The organism is Maribacter sp. R77961, from assembly GCF_044594925.1.
Lineage (GTDB): Bacteria > Bacteroidota > Bacteroidia > Flavobacteriales > Flavobacteriaceae > Maribacter.
In genome coordinates this window covers 3433127-3455956 of record NZ_CP138991.1, presented here as the reverse complement: position 1 = coordinate 3455956, position 22830 = coordinate 3433127, and the positions used below count along the sequence as shown (strand labels likewise).

The 22830-nt window shown below is 40.2% G+C and carries 19 protein-coding genes; 8 read left to right on the top strand and 11 right to left on the bottom strand.

Going from position 1 to position 22830, the window contains the following annotated elements:
- Nucleotides 1–289: 289 nt before the first annotated feature.
- A complete protein-coding gene (locus tag SJY09_RS14885) occupies nt 290–859 on the top strand; it encodes a 5-formyltetrahydrofolate cyclo-ligase (RefSeq protein ID WP_396636490.1) in 570 nt (189 codons plus the stop codon).
- On the opposite strand, the gene SJY09_RS14880 is transcribed toward SJY09_RS14885, so the two are convergent.
- The 4 genes from SJY09_RS14880 to ileS are packed head-to-tail and all read right to left on the bottom strand — an operon-like array spanning nt 838 to nt 5990.
- A complete protein-coding gene (locus SJY09_RS14880) occupies nt 838–1512 on the bottom strand; it encodes a lipoprotein signal peptidase (protein ID WP_396636489.1) in 675 nt (224 codons plus the stop codon). The two genes, SJY09_RS14885 and SJY09_RS14880, sit on opposite strands and share 22 nt — an antisense overlap.
- A 32-nt stretch (nt 1513–1544) precedes the next feature.
- Complete coding sequence (locus SJY09_RS14875) at nt 1545–2165, bottom strand: hypothetical protein (protein WP_396636488.1); 621 nt, start codon at nt 2163–2165, stop codon at nt 1545–1547.
- A 39-nt stretch (nt 2166–2204) separates the two neighbouring features.
- The gene (locus SJY09_RS14870) at nt 2205–2588 is read right to left on the bottom strand and encodes a TraR/DksA family transcriptional regulator (protein ID WP_396636487.1); all 384 of its coding nucleotides are present in this window, start codon (nt 2586–2588) and stop codon (nt 2205–2207) included.
- Between the two features lie 3 nt (nt 2589–2591).
- Nucleotides 2592–5990: an isoleucine--tRNA ligase gene (gene ileS / locus SJY09_RS14865; RefSeq protein ID WP_396636486.1), complete on the bottom strand. Its 3399-nt coding sequence runs from the start codon at nt 5988–5990 to the stop codon at nt 2592–2594.
- 184 nt (nt 5991–6174) lie between these two features.
- Here ileS and SJY09_RS14860 point away from each other — a divergent pair, with 184 nt between their 5' ends.
- Nucleotides 6175–6594 carry a hypothetical protein gene (locus tag SJY09_RS14860; RefSeq protein ID WP_396636485.1) on the top strand — a complete coding sequence of 140 codons (420 nt, stop codon included), beginning with the start codon at nt 6175–6177 and terminating at the stop codon, nt 6592–6594.
- 52 nt (nt 6595–6646) lie between these two features.
- On the opposite strand, the gene SJY09_RS14855 is transcribed toward SJY09_RS14860, so the two are convergent.
- The 4 genes from SJY09_RS14855 to SJY09_RS14840 form a co-directional block, all read right to left on the bottom strand.
- Complete coding sequence (locus tag SJY09_RS14855; protein WP_396636484.1) at nt 6647–9076, bottom strand: TonB-dependent receptor domain-containing protein; 2430 nt, start codon at nt 9074–9076, stop codon at nt 6647–6649.
- Nucleotides 9060–9779: a DNA repair protein RecO gene (recO, locus tag SJY09_RS14850; RefSeq protein ID WP_396636483.1), complete on the bottom strand. Its 720-nt coding sequence runs from the start codon at nt 9777–9779 to the stop codon at nt 9060–9062. The genes SJY09_RS14855 and recO overlap by 17 nt, the downstream gene beginning before the upstream one ends.
- A gap of 135 nt (nt 9780–9914) precedes the next feature.
- Nucleotides 9915–11258: an NADP-specific glutamate dehydrogenase gene (gene gdhA, locus SJY09_RS14845; protein ID WP_396636482.1), complete on the bottom strand. Its 1344-nt coding sequence runs from the start codon at nt 11256–11258 to the stop codon at nt 9915–9917.
- A 182-nt stretch (nt 11259–11440) separates the two neighbouring features.
- Nucleotides 11441–12595 carry a cystathionine gamma-synthase gene (locus SJY09_RS14840; protein ID WP_396636481.1) on the bottom strand — a complete coding sequence of 385 codons (1155 nt, stop codon included), beginning with the start codon at nt 12593–12595 and terminating at the stop codon, nt 11441–11443.
- An 85-nt stretch (nt 12596–12680) separates the two neighbouring features.
- On the opposite strand from SJY09_RS14840, the gene SJY09_RS14835 reads away from it, so the two are divergent.
- Nucleotides 12681–13430: a PdaC/SigV domain-containing protein gene (locus SJY09_RS14835; RefSeq protein ID WP_396636480.1), complete on the top strand. Its 750-nt coding sequence runs from the start codon at nt 12681–12683 to the stop codon at nt 13428–13430.
- On the opposite strand, the gene SJY09_RS14830 is transcribed toward SJY09_RS14835, so the two are convergent.
- A complete protein-coding gene (locus tag SJY09_RS14830) occupies nt 13427–13882 on the bottom strand; it encodes a DinB family protein (protein ID WP_396636479.1) in 456 nt (151 codons plus the stop codon). The genes SJY09_RS14835 and SJY09_RS14830 overlap by 4 nt on opposite strands.
- 85 nt (nt 13883–13967) lie before the next feature.
- Here SJY09_RS14830 and SJY09_RS14825 point away from each other — a divergent pair, with 85 nt between their 5' ends.
- The 3 genes from SJY09_RS14825 (at nt 13968) to SJY09_RS14815 (ending at nt 19353) form a co-directional block, all read left to right on the top strand.
- Nucleotides 13968–14321 carry an arsenate reductase family protein gene (locus SJY09_RS14825; protein WP_396636478.1) on the top strand — a complete coding sequence of 118 codons (354 nt, stop codon included), beginning with the start codon at nt 13968–13970 and terminating at the stop codon, nt 14319–14321.
- Nucleotides 14318–15217, top strand: a complete 900-nt coding sequence (locus SJY09_RS14820) for a DMT family transporter (RefSeq protein ID WP_396636477.1) — start codon at nt 14318–14320, stop codon at nt 15215–15217. The genes SJY09_RS14825 and SJY09_RS14820 overlap by 4 nt, the downstream gene beginning before the upstream one ends.
- A gap of 146 nt (nt 15218–15363) precedes the next feature.
- Complete coding sequence (locus tag SJY09_RS14815) at nt 15364–19353, top strand: thrombospondin type 3 repeat-containing protein (RefSeq protein WP_396636476.1); 3990 nt, start codon at nt 15364–15366, stop codon at nt 19351–19353.
- Between the two features lie 65 nt (nt 19354–19418).
- On the opposite strand, the gene SJY09_RS14810 is transcribed toward SJY09_RS14815, so the two are convergent.
- Entirely contained in the window at nt 19419–20045 is a 627-nt protein-coding gene (locus SJY09_RS14810; protein WP_396636475.1) for a GntR family transcriptional regulator, read from the bottom strand.
- Between the two features lie 64 nt (nt 20046–20109).
- Nucleotides 20110–20589 (bottom strand): acyl-CoA thioesterase, encoded by a 480-nt coding sequence (locus SJY09_RS14805; RefSeq protein WP_396636474.1) that lies wholly within the window; start codon nt 20587–20589, stop codon nt 20110–20112.
- A gap of 118 nt (nt 20590–20707) precedes the next feature.
- On the opposite strand from SJY09_RS14805, the gene SJY09_RS14800 reads away from it, so the two are divergent.
- Nucleotides 20708–21682, top strand: a complete 975-nt coding sequence (locus tag SJY09_RS14800; protein WP_396636473.1) for an NAD(P)H-dependent flavin oxidoreductase — start codon at nt 20708–20710, stop codon at nt 21680–21682.
- 111 nt (nt 21683–21793) lie between these two features.
- Nucleotides 21794–22756 (top strand): YheT family hydrolase, encoded by a 963-nt coding sequence (locus SJY09_RS14795; RefSeq protein WP_396636472.1) that lies wholly within the window; start codon nt 21794–21796, stop codon nt 22754–22756.
- The last annotated feature ends 74 nt before the right edge of the window (nt 22757–22830 follow it).

Below are 22830 nucleotides of genomic sequence, written 5' to 3'. Positions count from 1 at the left end.
TATATAAGTATTTAAAAATCAAATAGTTATAATAAATAAAAAATCTCTACATTATTCTTAAAGTTAATTTTTTCAAAAAAAACCGCTTTTAATCGATAAAAACGTACACTTCAAGGAAAATTGACAATTATTTTACCTACATTTAACAAAGAACAAAACCCCGGTTATATGGAAAGTTATATCATCACTTTAGGCACATATTTAATTTTAATGTTGTTCTTCAAAGTATTTTTTGCAGTCGCAGGAAAAGAATAAATGATTTAGGCATGAACACAATCATTTTTCAACCATGTTGAAGAAAGATTTACGCATAAAATATGCTGAGCTCAGAAAATCGCTTACCCCTGCGCAATTAGCCTCACAAAGCTTAAGCATTTCCAATAACGCACTACAACTTCCTATTTGGTCATTTGACTACTACCATATATTTCTCCCCATACAAGAGAAAATGGAAATCGATACGGTCAACATTATATCCATCTTACAAGGCAAGGACAAAAATATCATTGTTCCTAAAATTGCTAGTAAATCTACCTTAGAACATTATTTACTAACGGACAGCACCTTATTTAAAACAAATAACTGGGGCGTCCCAGAACCGGTCAATGGTATCTTGATAGACCCTGAAAAACTCGATGTCGTCTTCTTACCCTTACTAGCTTTTGACAAAATGGGCAACCGATTAGGTTACGGCAAAGGATTCTATGATCAATTTTTAAAGGAATGCAAGACCGATGTGCTCAAAATAGGTCTTTCTGTTTTTGGAGCAGAAACCATTATCGATGATGTTAACAGTGATGATGTTCCTCTAGATTATTGTATTACTCCGGAAAAAACTTATTCTTTTAAAGCATCCTGAGCTTCGCTTATTTCAGAAGGTCCTAAAACGGCTTCATCGTCCTCGTTCTTAAAAGCTCTTTTGTTAAAGACAAGTAGTATGCCTACCCCTGTGCTTATCGCGGTATCCGCTATATTAAAAACAGGTTCAAAAAATCTAAAATTACTTCCCCCAAAGAAAGGCATCCAATCTGGCCAAGTAGTGTCGACCATCGGGAAATATAACATATCTACCACCTTACCATAAAAAAGTTTACCGTAGGGTTCATCAGAAAACAAACTGGCCACCTCGTTATAACTATCATTAAAGATGATACCGTAAAAGACAGAATCCAGAATATTACCTAAAGCACCAGCAAAAATCAAGGAAACTGCTACAATCAAAGTTTTAGAAGATTCTTTTTTAATAACATCATAGAGCCAATAACCTATTCCAAAGATGGCAAATAACCTGAAAACGGTTAAAACCAGTTTGCCAATACTATCGGATATTGGTAGTATGTCACTTAGTTTAGCCCCCCATGCAGCTCCTTCATTTTCTATAAATAGTATCTTAAACCAATTGAATACATCCACAGATTCTCCTAAAACAAAGTGCGTTTTAATATAGATTTTACTCCATTGGTCTATGATAAGAATCAATACTATTAGTAAAACCGACTTTTTAATGTTCATGGATTGTTTTTCAAAGGGCAAAAATAGAAATATTATTCGGTTTTATGTAGTTTGATATTACCTGTAACCGTATTCAACTCATATTGATGATGACCCGAAGGGATGGGATTATCGCTCACCTTACCATACTTACTTTCTGCCGTTATCACCGCAGCGTTTTCATAAATTATAATATTACCACTATGGGTTTTGACCTCAACTACTTCCGTAATATTTCTGAGTTTACAAGAACCGTCGGAAAGGGTAATACCCAATTTCTTATAATTCCCATCAGCGACCACCCGCGTATTCGTTCCATAAAGCGTTACGTTCTTGTATTCGGGAATAGCGATGTCCAAGGAGATGGAAACTACTTTGTGAGCACTAAGCTTATCATTAGGTTTCTTAAACTCTGGGTGAAAACCAGCGTTTACCACTAAAGTGTTGCCCTGCTCCACAAGTGTCAATTCTAAATCCGGACTATACTCCCCATCCATTTGCGCTTCAACACGGATTTCTTGAGAGGTAACAGTGCTTAGCACTACTTGAAAACAAGAATTAGCATCTATCCGTATATTGGAAATATCGGAATCTAAAACGCTCTTCTCGACCCGCTTTTGAGCGAAACCTGAGAAAGAATAAACAACTAACAGAAGTAAGCAAAGGGCCTTCAAACCGATTCAATTAAAAAACGCCCTTAACGGGCGCTTCATTTATTTTTGCATGTTCTTGGCTTCAATACTAAGTGTAGCATGAGGAACCAATTTTAGACGTTCCTTATTTATAAGTTTTCCGGTAACTCTACAAATACCGTAAGTCTTATTTTCTATACGCAACATTGCATTCTTCAAATCTCTAATAAACTTCTCTTGCCTAATTGCAAGCTGTGTATTTGCCTCTTTGCTCATCGTCTTAGAACCCTCTTCAAAAGCTTTAAACGTGGGGGATGTATCATCCGTACCGTTATTGCTATCGTTCATATAAGCACTTTTAAGGAGCTCTAAGTGACTTTTTGCTTTCTCTATCTTTTCTTCAATTAGCGATCTGAATTCCGCTAAATCTTTATCCGAGTATCTTATTTTTAAATCTTGTGCCATTTTTTAGTGTTTTTCTATAAACAATTTAGTGTTTACCTCATCAAAGGCAATTTCAGTACCAATCTCTAATTTTTCCTCAAAGTCAAGTTCTGCTGTTAGTGTTTCCGTTTTTATGTATTCCATATTACTAGAAACCGCCTGCTCTACAAAACCATCTTTTAAAATCTTCACCGCTATTTTATCAGTCACTTCAAAACCAGATTCCTTTCTTAAGTTTTGAATTCTATTGACCAATTCCCTAGCGATACCCTCTTTCCTAAGACTATCGGTAATAGTAACATCCAAGGCAACCGTAATTTTCCCTGAATTTGCCACCAACCAACCTTCAATATCCTGAGAGCTAATCTCTACATCCTGTAACTGTAAAATACTAGTTTTATTCTCTATTTGAATGGATAATTCGCCATGCTGCTCAATTTTTTGGATATCTTCCTGAGTAAAGCTACTTACTAATTGGGCAACTTGCTTCATATCCTTTCCATATTTAGGGCCTAAGGTCTTGAAATTAGGCTTTATACGTTTCACTAAAATCCCTGAAGCATCATCTAAAAGTTCTATTTCCTTTACATTGACTTCTGACTTTATTAAGTCCGAAACGGCAAGAATATCCTCTTTATCGTTCTCATCTGAGACAGGTATCATTATTTTTTGCAAAGGCTGTCTTACTTTTATTTTTTCCTTCTGTCGTATGGATAAAACCAATGATGAAATCGTCTGAGCCTTGCTCATCTTGGTTTCCAAATCCTTATCGATTAAACTGATATCCGCTACCGGAAAGTTAGCTAAGTGAACACTTTCAGAATTCTCAGAATTAGTTGTAGCCACTAAATCCCTGTATAATTGGTCCATAAAAAAGGGAGCGACAGGGGCTGAAAGCTTAGAAATTGTCAACAAACAGGTATAAAGTGTCTGATAAGCGGCAATTTTATCTTTTTGATAGTCCCCTTTCCAAAAACGCCTTCTACACAAACGTACATACCAATTGCTCAAATTCTCTTGAACAAAATCGGATATGGCCCTTGTGGCCTTAGTAGGCTCATAATCCTCATAGGCAGCGTCCACAAGTTGTATCAACGAATTCAATTCCGATAAAATCCAACGGTCTATTTCTGGTCTTTCCGCAACCGGAATATGACCCTCCTCATATGAAAACGCATCTATATTCGCATACAATGCAAAGAAGGAATAGGTGTTGTACAAGGTTCCAAAGAACTTACGCTTCACCTCAACAATACCTTCCGTATCAAATTTTAAATTATCCCATGGATTAGCGTTACTGATCATGTACCAACGCGTAGCGTCCGCACCATGTTCATCCATAGTCTCAAAAGGATCTACGGCATTACCCAAACGTTTGGACATCTTTTTGCCCTCTTTATCAAGTACCAAGCCATTGGAAACTACATTTTTATAGGCTACCGAATCAAAAACCATGGTCCCGATAGTGTGAAGTGTATAAAACCAGCCACGAGTTTGGTCTACACCTTCTGCAATGAAATCTGCCGGAAAGGTTTCTCCCTTGTCTATTAAATCACTATTCTCAAAAGGATAATGCCATTGGGCATAGGGCATGGAACCACTATCGAACCAAACATCTATTAAATCGCTTTCACGTCTCATAGTTTTTCCAGAAGCCGAAACCAAGGTAATCTGATCTACAATATTCTTATGTAAATCAATTTTCTCATAATTGTCCTCGGACATATCACCTACGACAAAATCTTCAAAAATATCTTTTTCCAAAACCCCGGCAGCTATCGCTTTTTTCATCTCCGCTTTTAACTCTGCAACGGAGCCTATCATTAACTGCTCAGAACCATCTTCTGTACGCCATATAGGCAATGGAATCCCCCAATAACGTGAACGGGACAAGTTCCAGTCGTTCGCATTGGCCAACCAGTTCCCAAATCTGCCTTCTCCGGTGGCTTTTGGCTTCCAATTTATGGTTTGGTTTAAGGCGAACATACGGTCTTTGATATCCGTTACCTTAATAAACCAAGAATCTAAAGGATAGTATAGAATTGGTTTGTCAGTTCTCCAACAATTAGGATAACTATGCACGTATTTCTCTACCTTAAAAGCCTTGTTCTCTTCCTTAAGCTTTATAGCTATTTCAACATCTATAGAACGCTCTGGCGCTTCACCATCCTCGTAATATTCGTTCTTAACATATTTGCCTCCAAACTCTTTTAGTTCTGGCCTAAATTTACCTTGCAAATCCACTAATGGTACTGTGTTCCCGTTCTCATCCAATACCAATAAGGGAGGAATTTCAGGGACGGCCTGTTTCGCAACCAAAGCATCATCTGCACCAAAGGTAGGAGACGTATGTACAATACCGGTACCATCCTCCGTAGTTACAAAATCTCCAGCAATAACGCGAAATGCGTTTTCTGCATTTTCATAAGGCAGAACGTAGTCTATTAATTGCTCATATCTGATTTCTAATAAATCGCTGCCCTTAAACTCTTTAACTACATAAAACGGAATTTTTTTTGCTCCTGATGTATAGCCTAACAACTGCGGTTTTTCTTCTACTTCGTAGAACTTACCTGCAAACTGCTTGCTCACCAAATTCTTGGCAAGTATCACATTTATAGGCTCAAAAGTATATTGATTGTACGTTTCAACTAAAACATAAGCTATTTTAGCTCCTACGGTCAAAGCTGTATTAGAAGGTAGTGTCCACGGTGTGGTGGTCCATGCTAAAAAGTAAATATCCCCTTCATTCTGTAAAAAATCCGGTAGGGTCTCCTCCACAGCCTTAAACTGAGCTGTTACCGTAGTGTCCGTTACATCTTGGTAAGTACCTGGCTGATTAAGTTCATGAGAACTAAGCCCGGTTCCCGCTTTTGGAGAATAAGGCTGTATGGTATATCCCTTGTATATTAGGCCTTTATCATAAATCTGTTTTAGTAACCACCATACGGATTCCATGTACTTGGACTTGTAGGTGATGTAAGGGTCTTCCATGTCTACCCAATAACCTACTTTTTCCGTCATGCTATTCCAAACATCGGTATAACGCATTACCGCTTTTTTACAGGCAGCATTATATTCCTCTACCGATATTTTAGTGCCAATATCCTCTTTAGTGATACCGAGTTCCTTTTCAACCCCCAATTCAATCGGTAAACCATGTGTATCCCAACCAGCTTTTCGCTTTACCTGAAATCCTTTCATGGTTTTATACCGAGGAAAGATATCTTTAATGGTGCGGGCCATAACATGATGTATTCCAGGCATTCCATTTGCAGATGGTGGCCCTTCAAAAAAGACATATCGTTCTTTTCCTTCCCTAGAAGAGATGCTTTTTTCAAAAATATCCTTCTCTTTCCAGTAGCTTAGAACTTCTTCTGCAACCTTTGGTAAATTTAATCCCTTATATTCTTCGAACTTCATACGAAATACTTATGGTACTGGGTTTTAAGGCTGCAAAATTATAAAATTTTGATTTAATGAGACCTCTAATCCCCCAATGAAATCGCCTAAGTAATAGCAATAACAGAAATAAAAAAGCTAAAAACATCCAGAAAGCGGTTTTAAGCGTATATGTTTGCATAAACAAACACTAAAAATTAACACAATGAAAAAAGCAATTTTAGGATCAGTATTAATGTTAGCCTTAAGTATCTCTTTCGTTTCTTGTAGAGAAACTGCGGACAAAGCAAAAGATGCTGCGGAACAAGCAGGAGAAGCCGTTGAAGAAGCAGGCGAAGATTTAAAAGAAGTTGGTGAAGATGCAATGGACGCTGCAGGTGATGCAGTAGATAATGCAGTTGATGCAACTGGCGAAGCAGTAGACGGCGCTACGGAAGCTGCGGGAGAAGCTATGGACTCTGCGAAAGAAGCGGGTTCAGAAGCAATGGACAAAGCTAAAGAAGCTGGAAACGACGCTATGGATAAAGCCAAAGAGGTTGGGACAGACGTAAAAAACGCAGCTAAAGATGCCGCGGATAAAACTGCTGCCAAGGCTAAAGAAGTTAAAGACGCGGTTAAAAATTAACGAGCGTTTTACATAATTAGAAAAGGTCCGATAGTATCGGGCCTTTTTTTGTTTAGAAATGATATCCTATTCCAAGAATTAAATTAGTTCCTGGCGCTACAATCCCCGAAGAATAAGTTCTGTACCGTTGGTTTGTAATATTCTCTAAGCTCAGTGAAGCCTTATATCTTCCGCTAAAGTTATATTGCGACCTAAAATTTAAAGTGTACCATGATGGTGAATACGGGTTTCCCTCTTCATCTAGCTTAAAGATAAACTCCTTTGAACGTTCGGACACCGCTAAATCATCAAAGGGAATCTCTCCGTTATAGTTTAGGAAAAAATCGGCTTTCAACTTCTGATTCCTCCATATCACATGAAAATCCCCAAAAGTAGGTGCCGCATGCCGTGCCGGACTATCCGTACCATCTGCCTCTTCCTCAATACCCTCCGTGATGGTAAGATTGGATGACAAAGACCATTGCTCCGTTAAAAAAGCATCTAGACCAAACTCAAAACCATATACATAAGCTTTTGCCGCATTCTGTATGGCTTGCACATTGCTAAGCTCCCCGGCATATTGTATTTCCGACAGTCCATTAAAACTAAAATCCCTACGTACTAAAGCATCTACCAAATAGGTATAAAAAGTAGCCCCTTTGAAGACAATCCTATCCTTGAAATTCTTTCGGATACCTAGCTCCACATTATATGCATATTCAGGTTCTAATTCTGGATTAGGGACTACTACAGAACCTGGTTCAGAGTCAAAAATTTTACCTACATCATCAATATTGGGTGCTCTAAAACCCGTAGATCCATTAAAGGTAACCTGTAAATCTTCTTTGGGAAACCAACTAAACCCTAAGCTTCCGGTTAAAGCTCCGGTGCTTAAATCCGCATTCTCGAATGGAAACTGATAAAAGGTCTGGTCAAAAGCGGCATTTATCCAAACATGACTGTATCGTAATCCGGATAGTAAAGTAAAATTAGGCTTTGCCTTATATTCCCCATTCGCATAACCGGCTAAACTCTTCCAGGTAGCGCCATTTGGATAGCGCGATGGTGCATCACTGGTTTCATTGGTCTCAATATTTAAATCCGTACCATTGGAATAAACTTTGTTGAATATAAATTCACTTCCATAGTACAAACGGAAATTTCCCATTTTTCTATTTTCGAAATCAATGTTCATATTAAGGGCATCTACTTTTTCCCTAGTCTTATTCAACGTAACATCTTGAAAATCCCTACTGTTTCTGCTTTCTTCAAAATGCTGGTAAGCCGTAGTTATTTTAAGACCATCGTAAAATTTTCCATTTCCCTTTCTATTTATCTGAAGATTCCCCATAAACCATTTTTGAGGGCCATAGAACCACTCTGCAGAGCGTAACCCTTCTCCATCACTGGAAGGGCGTATTAAACGATCGTACCTGGAATAACTAGAAGTTTCGGAAAAATAGGTGTTTAGGTTCAAATCCCAATTTGCATTGGGCTTGAACAAAATCTTTTGCATCAGGTTTATTTGGTCATACCCTGTAGAGATTTGTTTCCTGGGATTAGGATTATCAACTAAAGTGTCGACACCATTTACCGTTCTCACAAATTGATTTCTCAAATAAGAATCCGGACCATGACCTCCCATGACCAAATCTTGAAAATTATTATAGGTAATGCTTGTGAGCGCCGCCCATCGTTTTTTCCCTAAGCTGATATCCGCATGAACTGTGTTTTCGCTATTCGCCGATGCAAAGCGATAATTCGCGTTCCCAGTAACGAGCAAACTATCTTTTTGATGCAACAAAGGTGCTTTGGTATAAAAATTCATAACGCCCCCTATAGCATCACTGCCATAAATTACAGAACCGGGTCCAAAAATAATCTCGGTATTCCTAACCGTAAAGGGATCTATGGAAATTACATTCTGTAGATTTCCTCCCCTAAAGATGGCATTGTTCATCCGAACTCCATCAACCGAAAGCACAAGTCTATTGGTAGAAAAACCTCTAATCATGGGACTACCCCCACCCAATTGGCTCTTTTGTACGAATACCTTTCCGCTATTTTGTAAGAGATCGGCAGCCGTTTGCGGAGCCCCAAAAGCAATGGATCGCGCGTCGATGGAAACAATTTTATTGGGGATATCCTTTTTCTGTTGTTCCCATTTGGATACCGAAAGCACCACCTCATCCAACTGCTCCGGTTTCATTATAAGGAAAATCTTGTTCCCTTGTTTTTTAACAAGGGCTATTGAAGTTCTGCGAAGCTCGTAGCTAATATGTTTTAGACTTATACGTTCCCCCAACGAAAATACGGATGCATCAAAATAGCCATCAAAACCGGTCAGTGCTATTTTAGATTTATCGGCATTAAAGACCGCTACATTAGAAATGGGGGCCTTGGTATCCGCATCTAAAACAATAACCCGTTGCGCCTGTACTAAACATACAAAAAGCAGCAAGCAAACAAGAACTATTTTATGCATACTAATTGAAGACTTCATTTAATATCGCAAGAGATTTAGGCTTTCTAAAACCCTGCAAATGTAATTCAAAATAGAGGACAAGGGATTTTAGCAATTCTTGCCGATTTGCCTTTCTCATCTTTACCGAGTGTATGGCATCAAAATTTATGCCTAAAAACGCTTTAAAGTACATTAAATTTTCACCTTGAATCAAGGGATTCAAAGAGGGACTGGCGATAAACTCCCCTTCCAGCAAATCAAAATACGGTGCATCTATATTGTTCGTGTCGGGGTAAAACCCCAAGTACTTGGTTAATACGATTAGAAAGTATAGATGAAAATTTGCAATTTCCTCATGCATGTCCAACCATTGCAAGGAGGCTTCTAAGAAATGGAAAAGCGCTTCATTCTGTTCTTCTTCGTGGATGCTGTTACTCAACATTTCGGCTAAAAATAAAGTCAGGGAATTTTTAGCGATATGGGTATGTAGTGTCTGGTAATGGTAGCTTACCTTGGCTTCTCTTATACTTTCTAGTGTGCCTTTATTGCGGTGGTTGGCCACGAGTTCCAATTGGGTCAATGGTTGAAAGAGAGCAGCTCTCATTTTCCCCTTCTTAGCCGATAGAATTCCTTTTAAAAGATATGTTTTTAGACCATCTGAAAGGGTAAAGGCCTTTACGATAAGGCTTGTATCTCCATATTTCAAGGAAGTAAGAATTACGGCCTTGGTCGTCACTTGCATTTGCGGTGGTTGATTTTGACAAAGATAACTTGAAAAAGTGCGAAATACGACCCTATAAAGAACAGGTTTTTCTATAAAAAAACTGTAAGCATCTTGCGACACTTACAGTTTTGTATGCTAAAAAGAAGCTATTTCTTATATTACTCCTTGGGCCAACATGGCATCCGCCACTTTAACAAAACCGGCAATATTTGCTCCTTTTACATAGTTACAGTACCCGTTTTCGTCTTTTCCATACTCTACACAAGAATCATGAATATCTTCCATAATATCTTTTAGTCTTTGATCTACTTCTTCTCTAGACCAACTAATACGTAAAGAGTTTTGTGACATTTCCAAACCGGAAGTTGCTACACCTCCTGCATTGGAAGCTTTTCCCGGTGCAAAAAGTATTTTTCCTTCATGAAATTCGTGTATAGCCTCTGGAGTAGAAGGCATATTTGCACCTTCCGCTACACAAACACAGCCATTCTTTACCAGTGCTTTCGCATCTTCGCCATCCAATTCATTTTGGGTAGCACATGGTAAGGCAATATCACATTTTACCGTCCATGGTGTTTCTCCCTTATAGAATGTGGCAGTGCTATACTTGTCTGCATATTCAGAGATACGTCCTCTCTTGTTGTTCTTTAAATCCATTACATAGGCCAACTTCTCCTCATCGATACCATCCGTGTCATGGATATACCCTTGAGAATCCGATAAGGTCAATATTTTAGCCCCTAAGTGCAAGGCTTTCTCGGCAGCGTACTGCGCTACATTACCGGAACCGGAAATAACAACGTCTTTTCCTTTAAAGTCCATTCCCTTCGTCTGCATCATACTCTGTGCAAAATAAACCGTTCCGTAGCCAGTTGCTTCAGGGCGTATTAAAGAACCACCCCATGAGCGACCTTTACCGGTAAGTACTCCCGTAAATTCGTTTCGTATTTTCTTGTACATCCCAAACAGAAAGCCTATTTCCCTTGCACCCACACCTATATCCCCTGCAGGAACATCCGTATTGGGTCCTATATGCCTGTTAAGCTCTAACATAAAAGCGTGACAAAAGCGCATAACCTCATCATCTGATTTTCCTTTTGGGTCAAAATCCGAGCCACCTTTACCACCGCCCATAGGAAGTGTGGTTAAACTATTCTTAAAAACCTGCTCAAAAGCCAAAAACTTAAGGATACTAGCGTTCACCGTTGGATGAAAACGAAGACCTCCCTTATATGGGCCTATGGCCGAATTCATCTGAATACGGTATCCACGGTTTACGTGAATCTCACCATCATCATCTACCCATGCCACCCGAAAAGAAAGTAATCTTTCTGGCTCTACCATTCGCAGTAAGATATTCTTACCATTGTATATTTTATGTTTAGCGATGTAAGGAATTACCGTTTCCGCTACTTCCTGTACCGCTTGGATAAACTCAGGCTCATGACCATTTCTGGTCTTTACCTCATCCATAAAGGCTTTAATTTTTGCATCCATAGAATTATATGATATCAGTTTATATTAGTGAATTCTAAATATATCGGCAAAATTATGCTATTATTATAATTTGATGCTCTATTTTTTTATAATTCATTAAAAATTATTGTTTTGGTAATGTTCATTTCATTTTTCTGAATAAAAATTACCCTTTCCATATTATTGCTGTGGAAAGTATGCTATTATTCTATTGCTTGCTCTAAATCTGCAATTAAATCCCTTACATCCTCTATCCCGACACTAAGACGTATTAGCGCATCTACAACACCACTTTTTTCCCGTTCTTCCTTTGGTATACTCGCATGGGTCATACTCGCCGGATGACCCGCCAAACTTTCCACACCGCCTAAAGATTCCGCCAATGTGAACACTTGAAGCTTTTCTACAATTTTAATGGCATCTTCGTAACTACTTCCCTTAGGAACAAAAGAAATCATGCCTCCAAAATCGGTCATTTGGCTTTTTGCAACCTCATGATTGGGGTGGTCTTCAAATCCTGGCCAATACACCTTTTCAATCTTAGGATTATTAGCCAAGTATTCCGCAATGGCTTTCCCGTTTTCACAGTGTCTTTGCATACGCACATGCAATGTTTTTATACCACGGAGTACCAAAAAGCTATCCATAGGGCCACATACGGCACCACTTGCATTTTGTATAAAATATAGTTTATCCGCTAGGTCTTTATCCTTTACGACCAATGCTCCTACGACCACATCACTGTGCCCTCCCAAATATTTCGTGGCAGAATGCATTACGATATCGGCGCCCAAATCTAAAGGGGTCTGTAAATAGGGTGTAGCAAAGGTGTTATCTACCGCTAGAAGAAGCTTATGTTTTTTTGTCAATTGCGCAACCGCTTTTATATCAATAAGGTTCATCATAGGATTGGTAGGTGTCTCTACCCATATCAACTTGGTTTTTTCGTTAATACAATCCTCGATTTTAGCTGCGTTGTGCATCCCAACGAAATGAAACTTGATGCCGAACTTTTCAAAAATCTGTTTAAACAATCGGTAACTACCACCATATAGATCATTAGTAGATACCACCTCATCGCCAGGGCATAATAGTTTGATAACCGCATCAATAGCGGCTATACCACTTGCAAAAGCCAAACCATAATTTCCATTCTCAATACTGGCCAAAGAATTTTCCAATGCAGTACGCGTCGGGTTCGCACTTCTTGAATATGCATAACCCTGATGTTCGCCTGGAGTAGACTGGGCATAAGTGGAAGTTTGATAAATAGGCGGCATTACCGACCCGTATGCCTTGTCCGGCTGTTGCCCGCCGTGAATTGTTTTACTGTTGAATTTTAACTTTTTCGCGCTCACTATACCCTATTATTCCTACAAATGTATCGTTATCTTTTGGAGAATACAATGAAGCTGTATTTTTGTCCTAAATGAGATTTACCCCATGAAAACCAGAATCCTTTTTCTTTCTGCACTATTACTTTCACTAAGTTGTAAAAAAGACCATAAACTTGCGTTTGAACCTACTTCATTTGAGGAAAACAAATGTTCTGATTGTCCCGTAATCGATGTTTCCATTCCCAAAGCTTTGGAGAATACAAAAATTGCTACCCGTATTAATACCGCTTTGCGGGAAGAAGTTATCGCTATTCTAAATTTTGATGAAGAGACCGCTGCTGCCACCATAGCTGACGCGATAAAATCCTTTAGTACCTCGTATTATGATTTGAAGGAAAAATTCGCCGACGAAACTACAACCTGGGAGGCCAAAATAGACGGAACCGTTACCTATGAGGACGAAAATATCCTGACTATTAAATTAGATTCCTATCTGTTTACAGGTGGCGCCCATGGCTATAGTACCAGTCGCTTTTTAAATTTTGACAAAAAGAAAGGTCAAGAATTGGAACAATCGGAGCTCTTTAAAAACAAGGAAGCATTTCAAGATTTAGCAGAAGTGAAGTTTAGATTACAGGAACACATTCCAGAAGCAAAATCCATCAACAGTACAGGATTTATGTTTGAAGCAGATACCTTCTATTTGCCTGAAAATATTGGATATACCCAAAACGGCTTACAACTGTTCTATGAACAGTACGAGGTCGCTTCCTATGCAGATGGCCCCATTACCATAACAATTCCCTACAGCGAAATAGAAAAATTAATGCATACGCCAGTAAAAACAATGCGCTAAAGCATTTTTCTAAGCGCAAAAATAGAACCAAGGTGAATTCCTTCATGGAACATATTAAAGTCCGCGGCATCTTGTACGTTGCGTAAAGTTACTTTTGCACTCGTGGTATATTCGTTAAAATTCTTGAACAGTCCTGCTTCATAATCCTCTTGGGTCCATGTTATCGTTGAGATTAAGAAGTCTGCCACCATCTTCATTTCCTCATCCGTTGCGGTACCGTCTGGGACTGTGCCCTTTTTAAACTTATCTACCAGTCCGTCTGGCACCCGCATCTGTAGTCCGCTTAATTTATAGACCAGTATTTGTTGGGTTACTACTACATGAGCTATGTTCCACCAGATATTATTACGGAATCCTTGCGGAATTTTAAGGAGGTCTTCTTTTGGGGTTTGCTCCAATATGGCATGTAAGTTTTTACGATTTTGCAGGGTAATTTCCAATTGATTCTTCAAGGGATTTCTTTTTTTAATGCGCCTTAAAAGTAGTACAAATACTATTATTTGAGTTTCTTTGCAGGGTTAATTTTAAGTCTATCCCATGAAAAAAATATACCATTTAAGTTCTTGTAATACCTGCCAACGCATTATAAAGGATTTAGAACCCCTGGACGGATTTACACTCCAGGATATTAAAACTGAGACCATAACTCCAGAAGAACTCGCAGAAATGCGTGAATTAACAGATAGTTACGAATCTCTTTTTAGTAGAAGAGCAGTACTCTACAGAGAAAGAGGTCTGGGTAATCAAAATCTGGGAGAAGATGATTACAAAAATCTTATTTTGGAACAGTACACCTTTCTTAAACGCCCTGTAATTATTAATGACGGGGAAATATTTATCGGAAACAGTAAAAAAGTCGTTGCGGCGGCTAAAGAAGCCATACACTCTTGAGTAAAAGAACACTAGCGTTTTTAGCAGCTATAGGAGCTACTACGATCTATGGTATTAACCACACTTTGGCTAAAGGTGTAATGCCAAATTATGTGACGCCTTTTGGCTTTATTTTTTTACGCGTTGTTGGTGCGGCCGTATTATTTTGGGCTATTTCATTTTTTGCCCCAAAGGAAAGCATAGATAAAAAAGACTGGGGTAGAATATTTCTTGCCGCGGTACTTGGTATGGCCATTAATATGTTGTCCTTTTTTAAGGGTCTACAACTCTCCACCCCTATAAATAGTGCCGTACTGGTTACCATTAGCCCCATTGCCGTAGTGGTACTTTCGGCATTCTTACTCAAAGAACGTATTACGTTGAATAAAGGTTTGGGTATTTTTCTGGGCTTTATAGGAGCCGTTTCCCTTATCCTTTTTGGAGCGGAAATACGTCAAGACGCCCCTAATATTCCCCTTGGTAATACCCTGTTCATTCTAAATGCAGTGGCTTACGGAGCCTATTTGGTCGTGGCCAAAAAACTGGTCGCCAAATACCACCCGTTTACTTTAATGAAGTGGCTGTTCACGATTGCGGTAATCATTAATTTTCCTATCACCTTTCCTGATTTCTTAAAAATAGAATGGGTTACAATGCCCCTTTGGGCCTATGGCGTGGTCGCCTTCGTTATTATCGGCACCACTTTTTGCACCTACCTGTTCAATATTTTTGCGATGACGGAGCTTAAAGCCAGTACTATTGGTGCTTTTATATACGTACAGCCTATTGTGGGTATTGTCTTTGCTTTACTTACTGGAAAAGATTCGCTTACCCTTATAAAAGTAGGAGCTGCCGCTTTGGTATTGATAGGGGTTTATTTGGCTAGTAAAAGGGTAAAATCCCAACGTACTTCCTAGCTTTCTTTTGCTCGAATACCATTCATCGTATATCCATACTAAACTAGCAATATTCGGCGTTAAGTATTTCAAGAAACATAGTGCCGGTGTAATCATCTGGTTTGTGTTTCGAAAAATTAGCCCACTCTAATTTAACCTACGCCCTAATGCTATATCACTTTAGGATTACTATCCTAGTTGCCATTTCCCTATTTGCGTTTACCAATGCAATAGCTCAAGATCAAGAACCAATTGTTGTTAACGATGACGTGTCTTCCTTGTTGTCCTCATTACAGAATGCAGCAACTTCCAAAAACTTAAAAGATGCTCCCGTATTCAAATTATCGGACAAGAAAGAGTTTCTTTTAAATCTCAATTTAGAAAAGGTCGTTAATAAGGAGCGGTTTTATATTGGTTCCGTGGGAACAACAAAAAATAGTTCTTTTACCCTCTCCTTTGATGGGAAGGAATTAAAAGGCCATATCTTGGAAAGAGCTACCAATCGCGCCTATAAAATCTATTCCTTACCCAACAAGAAAGTTTATCTAGAGGAAACGAACATCAATACGATTCTCTGTGTTGACTATGCTAAAAGTTCAACCACCACTCAAAAATCAACAAGTAACTTAGTTGCCCAAATGGCCCCTACGACCCTAGAAAGTAGGCCAGGTGCCACAGCGGTCGTTTATTTGGATTTTGACGGAGAAACAGTTTCCGGAACAAGTTGGAGAAACGGTAATACCATCAATGCTGAACCTGCCGGTTTTTCAGATGCTGAAATTACTAGAACTTGGGAAATAATGGCAGAAGATTTCAGTCCTTTTGATATTAATATTACCACCAATAGAGCAGTCTATGAACAAGCTCCTAACAACCAGAAGATGTTGTGTATTTTTACGCCTACGGACACCGCCGCACCTGGTTCTGGTGGTGTAGCCTTTATAAATTCCTTTTCTAGTAATGCCAATGATCCATGCTGGGTCTACAATATAAGAAATGCCAAAGAAGCTGGGGATACCGGCTCCCATGAAGTGGGCCATACCCTAGGGTTGAACCATGACGGAAAAGGCGCTACGGAATACTATCGAGGCCATAATGATTGGGCTCCGATCATGGGTTTTAGTCCGGGCAAACCTATCGCGCAGTGGAGTTTTGGAGAATATAGCAATGCCTCCAATACCGAAGATGACATTGCCATTATAACCAACTCACGTAACAATTTTGGCTTTATCCCGGATGACCATGGCGACGATATTGAAAATGCAACGGAATTGATTGCCAATGGTGCTGGGGAAATTGATGAAGCACAGAATCGTGGCATCCTGCATAATAGACAGGACAGGGATGTGTATAGTTTTCTAGCACAATCCGGTGATGTATCCTTTCAGGTTTCACCCGTCGAGAATGACCCAAACTTGGACGTTAGGGCAAGAATTTTAGATGCCTCGGGTGCCGAAGTAGCCATGAGCGATCCAGATAATACTTTAGTAGCTAGTTTTAATACGGCGCTGGCGGCTGGTCTTTATTACTTAGAAATTGATGGTGTGGGCAATAGAACGGTAGAAGATGGCTACTCGGATTATGCTTCTATTGGTCAGTATGTAATCTCTGGCCAGTATACCGTTCAATCTCCGGAAATTGACCTTCGGATTGTATCCGTTAGTCCAGATGGGGATGATTTTATCTGTGGTGATGTTACCCCAGTTGTTACCGTTAGGAATAGTGGCTCTAATACCATCAACGGATTTGATATCAACTATGCCCTTAATCAAGATACACCTGGCACCTTTAGCACGGATACCGTACTTGCCCAAGATGAGGAAGTAACACTTACCCTTCCCGTACTCCTGCTAGAAAATGCTGGCGATACCGAATTGAATATAGCCGTTATCGTAGCGAATGACGCTATTCCAACAAATAATAACGCTACTACTGAATTCTTTGGCAACAAAGCTGCCGTGGCCGCACAGGCAAATACTTTTGAAAATGAAAACGATGCCCTTATCGCATTCAGTACGGATAGTAATGACCCTTTGTGGGAAAGAGGTGTTGCTTCCGGTAGTGTTCTAAATCAGACCGCATCCAGCAACAACGCTTATGTTACCAATTTAAACGGTGACTATCCAGATGGTAGAATTGCCTATCTCATTACCAATTGTTATGACCTGTCTACCATAGATGCTCCGGTTTTAAAATTTGACATGGCCTTTGACCTGGAAGCGAATTTCGATATCCTCTATGTAGACTATTCTACCGATGGGGGTACTACCTGGAATATATTGGGTACTAGCAGTAGTCAGCCTTCTTGGTATAATAGCAATAGGACCAATGCGTCTTCTGGCAACGCCAACGATTGTCAAAACTGCCCCGGCGCGCAGTGGACCGGAACCAATGTGGCATTAGCTAATTATGGTTATGATTTTACGGCAAATGCAGCGCAAGGTGAAGCGGACCTGACACAAGAAAGTAACATCCTTTTCCGGTTCGTATTTCAATCGGATAATTTTATCACCAACGAAGGTGTGCTTATAGATAATCTTATTATGGAAGGTTCCGAGCGCGATGATGACGATGATGACAATGACGGTATTTTAGATGTAGACGATAATTGTCCCTTAACTCCCAATCCGAATCAATTGGATAGTGATGGGGATGGTATTGGAGATGCCTGTGACGATGACGATGATAATGATGGTATTCTTGATGTGGATGACAATTGTATGCTCACCGCAAACGCTGATCAAGAAGATACCGATGGTGACGGAATTGGTAATGTTTGCGAGGATGTAAACGATGATGATGGTGATGGTATAGCGAACGATGTAGACAACTGTCCATCCGTGCCTAATGCCAATCAAGCTGATGGTGACAATGACGGTATTGGGGATAGCTGCGATACGGATTTGGATAATGACTCCATTCCAAATGAGGACGATAATTGTCCCTTGACCTCCAACCCGGATCAGTTAGATGCTGATGGAGATGGTATTGGTGATATTTGTGACCGTGATAATGATAATGATGGCATAGATGATGAAAATGATAACTGTCCGTTTATTGCAAATCCTGATCAAGAGGACGCGGATAGCGATGGTATAGGAGATGTTTGTGACACTACCAATGACGATGAAGATGGGGATGGCATCAATAACGATGTGGATAACTGTCCGTTGACCGCCAATCCCGACCAGCTAGATGCTGATGGAGATGGCACTGGAGATGTTTGTGATAACGATGATGACAACGATACGGTTCTAGATATTGTAGACAACTGTCCACTTACCGCAAATACCGACCAGGCAGATTTTGACAATGACGGTATCGGGGATGTTTGTGATTCCGACTTGGATAACGATACGGTTCAAAATACCATAGACTTATGTAACCAGACTCCCTTGGGTGCCAGAGTAGATGCGTCGGGATGCCTCGTATTCTTTATTGCGCGGGAAAATTATACCGTTGCTGGAACAAATGAAAGTTGTAGGGACCAGGATGATGGCACTATTTCCATAACCACCAACGAAACGTATAACTACACGGCAGTAATTAGTGATGGCACTACCTCACAAACACAAGAGTTTACGACAGACATTATTTTTGAAGGGCTAGAGCAAGGGTCATACAACATCTGTATTACCGTATCCGAAGACGCCGATTATCAAGAATGTTTTGAGCTTACTATCGATGAACCAGATGTTTTTGGGGTTGTTACCTTGATTGACCCAATGGAGAACACCTTGTCTTTGGAGATTTCCGGTGGCGGAAACTATACCGTTAGCTATGGTGATGAGACCATTACGGATAATGCAGGTATTTTAAATTTACCGATAACCAATACCAAAACGCCACTCACGGTAACCTCCGAGCGAGACTGCGAAGCGGTATTTCAGGAATTGATTCTTTCGGAAACGGAGTATCTCGTATATCCCAACCCAGTGGCAAATGGCGAATTATTTATAGCGAGTTCAGGAAACCTAGAACCGAATATTTCACTTCGTTTATACAGTATGGGTGGCGTGCTTCTCAGACAGGCTTTTATTGAAGAAGCTTCTGATACGCCATTGCGATTAGATGTCTTTGGTTTGGCCAGCGGTAATTATATCCTTAATGTAGCGACCGCTAGTGAAAATAAAGCTTTCAAGGTAATCATCAAATAACAAGGAACAACATGCAGTAGTTACTTTACGGTAACTATTGCTATACCATTGAAGAAAGTAGTTTATCAATTTTGGTAAAAGGCTTCTTTAGATCGTTCTATGTGACGCGCCATTAGCTGTGAAGCCTTTTTACTATCACGCTGATGTATGGCCGATATAATATCCAAATGTTCCTGAATTACTTCTTGCTGGGAAATAGCTATTAAACCGATAAGTTCCATATTCGAAAGAAAATTGCCTTGCTTGTACAACTCATAGAGCTTCCGGTTACCACAGTTTTTCACGATCAAATAATGAAAATGCCGGTCTATCTTATGAAATACATTGGCATTGCAGGTCCCATTTTCAAAAGGCACCATCAAATTTCGTAGATCATCTATTCTTTCTTGTGGGGCGAACAGGGTAAACAGCTCCGTCGCTTTTGCCTCAAGAGCAATCCTACAATCATAGGTTTCCAAGATTTCTCGGGTGCTTATTTCTCTTACTTGCATACGCCCCAAAGGAGAAGGAACCAAGATGGATTCGTTAGCCAATAGCGCTAGGGCATTCTTTACTGCTTCCATTTGAACCCCCAGCGTTTCACAAAGTCGTTCTTGAAAAATAGTTTCACCAGGAGTTAGTTTCTTGGTAACAATCAACTTTTTTATCTGCGTATAAGCCCGCTCAGTAAGTTCTTCGCTAGAATAATTCATGTAGGAATATAATTACAGCTGAAATATACAATGACTTTACCTTTAAATCCAAATATGAATTACATTACCCGTTTAAATCCTTTGGAATTTTTGCGAATTTCCGGGTATCTTCCTTAGTTAACACTCGAAAACCCTCTGCCTTTTCTGCCGCACTAAAACGCTTTAGAAAATCATTGGTAAGTCCGGTAAGTTTTCTGGTCTTTAAATCCATCCAGGCACCCATCATCTCACAATGGGCAAAATTTTCGCCCTTATGATTATAAAAATTATGATGGAATTCAAAGAACTGGGCATCCTCGCTCATGCCCATGATTTCCATGGAAACCTTGACCGGCCTTCCAGGAAAGGCTTCTTTAAAATAATAGATATGCTCGTAGAATACCACAGGCCCAATCTCGTGTTGCGCCAAAGTTCGCTGATCAAAACCCAATTCCATTAAATAGGCCATACGGGTATGGCTCATATAGTTCAAGTAAGCGGAGTTGGCCAAATGCCTGTTGGCATCCACATCACTCCATCTAATTTCAAAATCCTTTAGGTACATTCTTATATTTTTTGCTATGCATGCATAATACCTGATAAAAATACCATAGTTTTGGAAGACCACGGAAAATTACGTGTGATTTTTTTTAGTTAATTTTCAATTACTAACACCATACACTATGTCTACAAAGCCTTCTTTTATAAACGAACTTTCTTTACCGGCAATCGCTGCTCCTATGTTTTTGATCTCTGGTCCAAAACTGGTTATAGAATGTTGTAAGAACGGAATCGTAGGCACCTTCCCTGCACTGAACCAGCGTACTAGTGAAGGTTTTGAGGAATGGTTGATAGAAATTAAAACAGCGCTTCAAGAATTTGAGAAAGAAACAGGGAAAAAGGCTGCTCCTTTTGGAGTGAACCTCATCGTACATCCAACCAACCCACGTTTGGAAGCGGACGTAAAGCTCTGTGTAAAGCATAAAGTTCCCGTAATCATTACCTCGCTTGGGGCGGTTTCCATGGTCGTGGATGCCATTCACAGTTATGGTGGGGTGGTTTTCCATGATATCATTAAAAAGAGACATGCTGAAAAAGCGGCCGAAGCGGGAGTAGACGGCTTAATCCTTGTTGCCGCTGGCGCAGGCGGACATGCAGGAACCATTAACCCCATGACCCTTGTTGCGGAAATCAAGAAATTCTTCCATAAGACCATTATCCTTTCGGGTTGTATCAGCACAGGTAGGGATATTGCCTCCGCCCTTCAAATGGGAGCGGATTTGGCCTATATGGGCACACGTTTCATCAATACTTCGGAAAGTAAGGCCACACCAGAATATCGAAAAATGATTATCGACGCAGGTGCTAGTGATGTGGTGTATACCGCAGCTATCTCTGGCGTACACGCCAACTTCCTAGGTGCAAGTTTAAAAGCCGCAGGTATTACCGAGGAAGACCTCAAAAAAGATGTGAAAATAGATTTTGGAAAAGAATTGGATACCGAAGCCAAGGCTTGGAAAACCATTTGGTCCGCCGGACAAGGTTCTGCACTCATCGACGATAATCCTTCGGTTACGGAGCTTGTAGACACGCTAAAAACGGAATTCAAGGAAGCTATCCAAGCGCAATTAAAAGTACTGGAAACCTACCCAAAGTAACTTGGTCTTAAAAAGTATATCTCCTAGTGCTTGCCAGCAGCAAGCCATTAGTGGTTATTGGTAAAAATCAGTATATTTAGAAAGACCGAATACCCCTAAAACCTACCTGCCATGCCCCTTGTGAGCTCTAACTACGACCCGCCCTTTTTGTTTAAGAACGGGCACCTCTCTACCATCTATTCCGGACTCCTCAGAAAAGTAACCCATATACCCCAAGAACGGCAACGCATTTCCCTGCCCGATGGCGATTTCCTGGATTTGGACTGGAGCCTACCAACTGCGCCCACCACCAAAATAGTGGTATTGCTACACGGTCTGGAAGGCAATGCGCAACGCGCCTATATCCTTGGAAGTGCTAAAGCCTTAAACGCTAACGGATATGCGGTCTGCGCCGTAAATTTTAGGGGATGTAGCGGCGAACCCAATACGAGATACCGGTCCTATCATTCGGGTGCTACGGAAGATTTAAAAGCGGTACTGGACCATATTCTCGACACTGAAAACTATACTGAAATCTATTTGAAAGGCTTTAGTCTGGGCGGCAACCTCCTCTTAAAATATTTGGGGGAAGGCAATTCCGTTCCGGCGGAAATCAAAGGAGCGGTTGCGGTCTCCGTTCCCTGTCAACTGGCGGATTCGCTTACGCAGCTCTTGTCCTTCAAGAATATCGCCTATGCGGCACGCTTTAAAAAGAACCTGGTGGAAAAACTAAAGGCAAAGCAGCAGTTGTTTCCCGAGAAGATCTCAGATGCGGATATTAAAAACGTGGTGACGCTCAAGGATTTCGATGATATCTATACCAGTAAGGCCCATGGATTTGCAGACGCCATGGACTACTATACCCAATGCAGTTGCCTGCAGTTCTTAAAAGACATTCAAGTGCCCGCCCTCATTATCAATGCCCAGAACGATTCCTTCCTAGGGGAGCCCTGCTACCCGATTGAGGAGGCCAAATACAGTACCGCCGTTTTTCTGGAAATTCCTAAATATGGCGGACACGTAGGTTTTCACGGCGCCTCCAATATTACCTATGCAGAGCGTAGGGCGGTGGAATTCTTTACTAAATTGAGTTAGGGACAACCAAGGCGAAAAATTCACAAGAAAAAGTATTTTGTATCCCACTGCAAGACCCTCCAACGAATAAAAAT

What these genes read in the sequence shown, in the direction of transcription:
- SJY09_RS14795 (WP_396636472.1), top strand. Translation starts at nt 21,794, where the DNA reads ATGCCCCTTGTGAGCTCTAACTACGACCCGCCCTTTTTGTTTAAGAAC.
- SJY09_RS14800 (WP_396636473.1), top strand. Translation starts at nt 20,708, where the DNA reads ATGTCTACAAAGCCTTCTTTTATAAACGAACTTTCTTTACCGGCAATC.
- SJY09_RS14825 (WP_396636478.1), top strand. Translation starts at nt 13,968, where the DNA reads ATGAAAAAAATATACCATTTAAGTTCTTGTAATACCTGCCAACGCATT.
- SJY09_RS14885 (WP_396636490.1), top strand. Translation starts at nt 290, where the DNA reads ATGTTGAAGAAAGATTTACGCATAAAATATGCTGAGCTCAGAAAATCG.
- SJY09_RS14855 (WP_396636484.1), bottom strand. Translation starts at nt 9,076, where the DNA reads ATGAAGTCTTCAATTAGTATGCATAAAATAGTTCTTGTTTGCTTGCTG.
- SJY09_RS14805 (WP_396636474.1), bottom strand. Translation starts at nt 20,589, where the DNA reads ATGTACCTAAAGGATTTTGAAATTAGATGGAGTGATGTGGATGCCAAC.
- SJY09_RS14835 (WP_396636480.1), top strand. Translation starts at nt 12,681, where the DNA reads ATGAAAACCAGAATCCTTTTTCTTTCTGCACTATTACTTTCACTAAGT.
- SJY09_RS14860 (WP_396636485.1), top strand. Translation starts at nt 6,175, where the DNA reads ATGAAAAAAGCAATTTTAGGATCAGTATTAATGTTAGCCTTAAGTATC.
- SJY09_RS14870 (WP_396636487.1), bottom strand. Translation starts at nt 2,588, where the DNA reads ATGGCACAAGATTTAAAAATAAGATACTCGGATAAAGATTTAGCGGAA.
- ileS (WP_396636486.1), bottom strand. Translation starts at nt 5,990, where the DNA reads ATGAAGTTCGAAGAATATAAGGGATTAAATTTACCAAAGGTTGCAGAA.
- recO (WP_396636483.1), bottom strand. Translation starts at nt 9,779, where the DNA reads ATGCAAGTGACGACCAAGGCCGTAATTCTTACTTCCTTGAAATATGGA.
- SJY09_RS14815 (WP_396636476.1), top strand. Translation starts at nt 15,364, where the DNA reads ATGCTATATCACTTTAGGATTACTATCCTAGTTGCCATTTCCCTATTT.
- SJY09_RS14880 (WP_396636489.1), bottom strand. Translation starts at nt 1,512, where the DNA reads ATGAACATTAAAAAGTCGGTTTTACTAATAGTATTGATTCTTATCATA.
- SJY09_RS14810 (WP_396636475.1), bottom strand. Translation starts at nt 20,045, where the DNA reads ATGAATTATTCTAGCGAAGAACTTACTGAGCGGGCTTATACGCAGATA.
- gdhA (WP_396636482.1), bottom strand. Translation starts at nt 11,258, where the DNA reads ATGGATGCAAAAATTAAAGCCTTTATGGATGAGGTAAAGACCAGAAAT.